This window comes from Paenilisteria newyorkensis (assembly GCF_000766145.1).
In the GTDB taxonomy this organism is placed as follows: Bacteria; Bacillota; Bacilli; order Lactobacillales; family Listeriaceae; genus Listeria_A; species Listeria_A newyorkensis.
The window spans coordinates 1-6,259 of the sequence record NZ_JNFB01000025.1 but is presented as its reverse complement, the minus strand read 5'-3'; the positions used below and the strand labels follow the sequence as shown (position 1 = coordinate 6,259).

Here is a 6,259-nt window from a genome sequence, read left to right as displayed (position 1 = left end):
TCCGCTTGACGTTCTGCTTTCACTGCTGGATCTGTGATCGCATCGACTAGTTTTTTCGCATCATCGATGGCTTTTTGGTCTGTCGTTGGTTTGATTGCTCCTGATGTTGGGGTGTTACTGTTGAATAGTTCATCCACTGCTTTTTTCGCTGCGTCTTGTTTCGCTTTTTCTGTTGCTGCTGCATTCTTCGCATCCAGTAAACCTTGTGCTTTGTCTAAGTATTCTTGTAATAATTCTTGTACTGTCGGATTTGTTAATGCATCAACCAATTGTTGCGCACCATCAATCGCTTTTTGATCGGTTGTATCTTTAATCGTGTTGCTGGTGAGGCTATTATCTGTGAACAATGCAATTATTGCTTGTATTGCTGCATCTTGTTTCGCACGTTCTACTTGCAATGTATCAAATAGGCTTTGTGCTTGTTCCAAGTCTTTTTGCAATACTTCTCTTACCGTTGGATCAGTGACTACATCAATTAATTTTTGTGCATCGTCAATAGCTTTTTGACTGATTATATATTCATCAATTTCGTTGCTTGTCGGTGTTTGATTGATAAATAATTCATTAACTGCTTTTCTGGCTGCATCTTGTTTTGTTTTCTCTGTTGCTGGTGCATTGCGTTGATTTAATAGTTCTTGTGCGCGATCCAAATCTTTTTGTAAACTTACTTTTAGAACAGGGTCTTTGATTTTGTCGATTTCTGCTTGCGCGTTATCGATGGCATCTTGATCTGCGGAAGCTTTGATTGCGTCACTTGCTGGTGTGTTGTTCACGAATAGTTGATTCACTGCATAGCTTGCAGCTGCTTTTTGATTCAGATCATCTGTTGCTTGTTGTGTGCGTGCATCAAGTAAGCTTTGGGCTTTGTCGATATCCTTTTGTAAGTCTGCTTTTACTGTTGGATCTTGTACTTTGTTTACTAAAGCTTGTGCCACATCGATTGCTGCTTGGTCTGTTGTTGGTTTAATGCCTGTTTTTGTTGCATCTGTAAATAGGGCGTCAACAGAAGTTTTTGCAGTATATTGCGTTGCTTTATCCACTGTTTGTTTTGCTAACAATTCTTTTGCTTTGTTAATATCGTTTTGTAAATTGGTTTTATCTGTTCCTTGTGCAAGTTTATCTACCGCTGCTTGTGCTTCATCAATTGCTGCTTGGTCTGTTGTTAGCTTCAGGCTATATTTATTAGAGTCTGTGAAAAGAGTATCGACCAGGTTAGTTGCATTCGATAAATCTTGGCTAGCTGACGTTAAACCATCTCCAAATACATAAGCTCTAGTTGAAAGATGAGATCCACTTTTTGTATAATAAGACACATTAATTAAGCCGAATTTAGGAACATCAACTTTTTTATCTAATGTATAGGTTTTTACCCCTGTAGTTGTTGGTGTTTCCACTACCCCATAATTATACAGCTCTCCACCAACGTTATTAATTATATTGATTCTAATTGTCCCACCAATACTAAGTTTCGTTAAATTGACTACGATATTAAGCTTTCCGTTAGCTTCAGTCATAGTTATATCTGTTCCTGTTTGAGCTGGTGTATCACTGAAGTAGTCATTTGCTACTGCTGCTTCTGCTAGATGTCCACCGCTCAATGATTCTGATAAACTTAATGATGTTGGGAAGATTTGCGATGCTACGATTGTCGTTGTTAATAAACCTACTGCTATTTTTTTACCTGTGTTTTTCATTTTTTACCTCTTTTCAGTTTTTAAAATTTCATTCTTACAATCATGGTTTTTGCACGATGAAAACTTTACAACAGAAACACGTAACATGTATAAAAAAGCCACAAATTCTTATGGAGGATATGGCTCCTTTATGATAGAAGAAAATTAATCATAGAGAAACTTTCATAACAATAAACGGCATATTACGTAAATCAAAATGGTATTGTTATATATGGACCTTCTGCTTGCGGTGTCGGGATGCATGAGGCGTCCACTTTTTCAAGCCCCTCTATGGTCACAAGATATGTTGCTGTTCTGTATGTTTCATAGTTTTCTCCCGTTTTTTCATTATTTAAAAAGAGGCGTATATCGAATTCTCTGTGGGCTACCGTAATAAAATCACCAACAGCGATTGGTACATTATTTTGCGTTGCCAAAGCTTGGTCTCGTCCAATGAAATCTTTCTTGAAAATTTCTTTACCTTTAGCGTTATTAATCTTGACTGTGGCATACGCATCTGCGAAATAGGAATGAGGCTCACCAAAATTTTGGGTAATGGTTGCTTTCTTTGTGCTTAAATTAATGCGCATATTGGCAAACTCCCAATCACTATAGCCTTTCAGTTGGAATTGAAATTGTTCCCCACTCAAAATATTTTGTGAGCTTTCTTTTTTTACTGCAATTAAATCGGCATAATTTTTTTGATAATTCGCTTGATCAGTATCTGGCAGATAGGTAATCCCTTTTCTGAGCATTGATTTCAAGATAATATTATCTTCGTTTTTGAATTTGCTGTTATCACTGATTGTGGAAGCAAATGTCGCGAGTTTCTGTTTATAGTTCGCCAGTGCATCTTGAACCGTTACTCCTGTTAGGTCACTGGTTAGACCGTATTTTGTTACTTTGAATACTTGATTTATCGAGGCGTTTGTAAGTTTAGTGGCTGTTCCAGTAATGCTAAAACGTGTTGGCTCTTGATGCATCACCTTAATTGTAAAGCCTGGTTTAATCGCGAGTTGGAACTTGCCCTTCTCGGTCTTAACTCCATTCATAGTGCTTTTGAAAACAGACTGCCCGTTCTCATTGAATACTTGGATGGAGGCATAATCATCTTTAAAATAAACATGTGGATCACTTTTTGTAATAGCAAACTCCAGATTCCCTTTCTCAGGATCCACTGATGCTGTAGCAAAAATATCATCACTTATTCCTTTAAAAATCAGTTCTTGTGTCGCAATATATGACGTTTGCAGTTCATTCATCTGTATAGTCGCATTGTTGCTAAAGTCTGATACAGCCAAATAGTTTGTTGATGGCTCGTAAAAACGATCGACTCCTGTAGGGATATCTAGCGAATAGATTCCAATTGGCATATTTTTAAGCGTAACTGTCGGTGCCGTAATCTTAACTTCTCGTACTACATCTTCGCCATCCTTAATCTTTAATGTCCTACCTTTTATTTGCGTGAAATCATTGATCGTAAATTGGATATTCATAGTATTCACTACTTTGTATTTTTCAAGCTGATTATTGCTCACTAAGCCCCATTTAGTATCCAAGGCAATATCTTTTTTTGCTTTTTGCAAATTATCACTAGAGAGAAGCGATGCCAAAGGATACACAGCTTTATTTCCAGAATAGAGGTTTTCCACTTTTTGTTTGAGAGACATAGAACCTTGAACCAGTTCTAGATAGGGTGTGAAATTATAGTGACTTACTTCTCCAAAATACTTGCTCAACAAATCTAGAACTAGCGGATTTTCCCCAAGTGTCTTTGCATTTACCTCAGCACGATGCGATTGGTTAAAATGTGCAAAGGCTGGGTCTCCTGCTTTATCTTTCATGAGCGTCAACATATACAGTTTATTTCTCAAGTTCCAATCATTTGTTGGCGTTTTCGCCGTATAAACATTTTTATAAAAATCCGTTTCTTGTGTCGCTAGATTTCCCTCATAGAGCCAACCGTTGTAGTAATCCTTTTTCTGCATGGAGTTGGCGTAAATATTATTCCATACCTCTCCTGTAGAAAATGTATTATCCGCCATGAATGTTCCTTGGTAACCATGCCCAATCTCATGAAGTCCGCCCCAACCTGGCTTTAGCCAAAAAGCAATGACAGATGGGCTTGTTTCGGCGGTATGAGTGTCTCCATAGTACCCCGCACCAGCTCCGTTTTTATCTGCTTTTGCAAAATAGCGATTTGGGATGTTTTTATCTGTCGCTTTTTGTGGTGTGAAAGATAAACCCGCAAGCTCATTGTACGTTTCAAATACGTTGTCGTAATAAGCTAGTAAAGCACCGATGGAAGAGAAATCATTCATTTTTTTCAGGTAAGCTTTATCGCCTTTTGGAACTAAAATCTGGATGTATTTATTGCCGATTAATCCGAAGCTCGCATTCGTTTTATCCCATTTCCCCCAAAAATTAGCCTCGTTATCTCCCTGTTTAAAGACTGGTAGATCTGTAATATTATCACTTACTTTATATTCGACTACAGGAGCATTCCCATCTGCCGTGTAGACTGTCCTAACAAAAGGCACAGCGTCATTGATAGCTGTTACAGTTACCCACGAACTTCCGATAGTTTGAGAACTCTCCGTTTTGTTATCATCATTTAATAATTCTAGCGTGACGTTTCCTTTGAATTTCGTATTTTTTTGTCTAATCTCGATAGTCCCAGCCTTAGGGAGTACAATACCTAAATCTTGTTTATCATGATTAATTCCTTTGCTAAACCCTTGATTTTTTAGCCATGTTGGATCCTCTAACGTGTACAGTTTTTTCTCCAGTGTTGCCGCATTTACTTTTGGCTGCATCATAGTGACAGTCATCACTATAGTAAGTAACAAAATAAATGCAAAAACCACTTTAATCTTAGTATTCATCATTCGTCATCTCCTCTTTTCTAAAAATTTTATCCCCATCTCGTTACTCGAAGTAAGATTAAACTACTTCTTAATAATTATCATATCATTATTAAGACTATTCTTTATTAAAAGATTGCCGGTAATAGTTCGATAATTATATTTAAATTCAACATTTCTGTGAACATCTGGATTATTTTTAACAATTCGGAGAATAGGATTCTGTTACACCGCTTTTACCAGATTGTCTTACCTTTAGAAAACAGAACAAGGCACAGCTTATCCAACAATGGAATACGGTTTATTTAGAAAAAGCAGTAACTACCTTGAAAGAGCTAGACACGTTTGATGAAACCTTACTAGAGCATATCTCTCTACTAGGCTGGAAACACATTAACTTTCTTGGGGAATATCTTTTTTCTGTCACGGATGATATGACATTTCAAACCTTAAAACCACTAGATTCCCGACGGACGAAAAGCACCGAAATCTATTGTGACACAATGGATTTCGGTGCTTTCTAAAATTTCTTAGCGTTGTATATTCGTGTTTTGCTCTCCCTACCCTATTACAAATCACCTATGATTATCTGGTTAAAACAAACCCGGAAGTAATAAAATATATGGAGCACATCTCGCTAATTAATTGGCAACATATTACATTTTTAGATGAGTATAAATTTGACATGTTATCTATCCCAATACAGTTGCAAGCGTTAAATATTCAACCTTACATACCTTTAATCTTTTGGTAGAAAGAAGTTTGCAATCCTTATCGATACAAACCCCCTTTGCTCGCTCAGTACCCCTAGTATGTTTAAAATTTACTTTGTTAGTGCTGTAGATAGATCACTTGTCATGCGTTTGTCGCTGTTTTTCGCTTGGACTTGAACGCTTGTTGCACTTGGTGCTACATACGCTTTGAATGCAAAGCTACCATCTGGGTTCACAGTCATCGCACTTACGTTTTGCGTTCTTACGGCTGCACCATTTTCGTAAATTGTAATTAATTCCGTTCCTTTTGGTGCTGTTCCTACGATGTAGTTACCGTCCATTTTTTCTAGGACTGGTGCTGTCAGTTTCACTACGGCTGATCCTGTTACCGTGACACTTGCCGTACGGAATGTATTGTAACCTGTCGTATCTCTGATTTCAATCGTAACAACTGTTCCGACTGCTTGTTTCCCAATGCTTGATTGGAACGTCCCATTGGCTGCAATTGTTCCTGTCTTAACGGCTACGCCATTGATACTTACACGGAATCCTGTTGCTGACCCTGCTGTTACAGAGCCTTTCACTGCGTCGTCATCGATCGTTAAGGCTTCTAATGTTGGTTTTTCATCATTAACAATGTTCACTGTTTTACGAGCCATTTCTGTTTTATCGGCATATCCTACTACTTCTACTTTTGAACCTGGTTTAATCAGATTGTTTGTGGAAATACTGTAGGTGCCATCTGCTTTAATTTGACCGACTTTGACGATGGTACCATCAATAGATAGACGGACAGTTGTCAAACCAGATCCAGCGGTTCCAGTAATGGTTGTTGCGCTTAGACCCGCGTCGTTAGCCGTTAGACCATAGGCAACTGATGAGGAAGAGCTGAGAACGGTTCCTGTCGCGATTGGCCCTTTATTTCCTTTGGTATCGACACCGCGTACTTCAAATGTGTCGCCAACTTTTAAACCAAAACCTTGGGCATACAGCTTGAAGTCTCCATTTG

At 38.0% G+C, this 6,259-nt stretch carries 4 protein-coding genes; 1 reads left to right on the top strand and 3 read right to left on the bottom strand.

Annotated elements, in window-relative coordinates:
• Together EP58_RS10530 and EP58_RS10525 are read right to left on the bottom strand one after the other, a co-directional pair.
• The coding region (locus EP58_RS10530; RefSeq protein ID WP_036093254.1) for a toxin Cry1Ac domain D-VI-related protein at positions 1 to 1,694 on the bottom strand (1,694 nt) is incomplete at its 3' end.
• Positions 1,695 to 1,885: 191 nt separating this feature from the next.
• Complete coding sequence (locus tag EP58_RS10525; protein WP_059141184.1) at positions 1,886 to 4,561, bottom strand: putative mucin/carbohydrate-binding domain-containing protein; 2,676 nt, start codon at positions 4,559 to 4,561, stop codon at positions 1,886 to 1,888.
• A 257-nt stretch (positions 4,562 to 4,818) separates the two neighbouring features.
• Here EP58_RS10525 and EP58_RS17245 point away from each other — a divergent pair, with 257 nt between their 5' ends.
• Positions 4,819 to 5,061, top strand: a complete 243-nt coding sequence (locus tag EP58_RS17245; protein ID WP_077917898.1) for a Tn3 family transposase — start codon at positions 4,819 to 4,821, stop codon at positions 5,059 to 5,061.
• 299 nt (positions 5,062 to 5,360) lie between these two features.
• Here the strand turns inward: EP58_RS17245 and EP58_RS17520 are convergent.
• Positions 5,361 to 6,259: immunoglobulin-like domain-containing protein (locus tag EP58_RS17520; RefSeq protein ID WP_036093249.1), on the bottom strand; the 899-nt coding region annotated here is incomplete at its 5' end.

What these genes read in the sequence shown, in the direction of transcription:
- EP58_RS10525 (WP_059141184.1), bottom strand. Translation starts at nt 4,561, where the DNA reads ATGATGAATACTAAGATTAAAGTGGTTTTTGCATTTATTTTGTTACTT.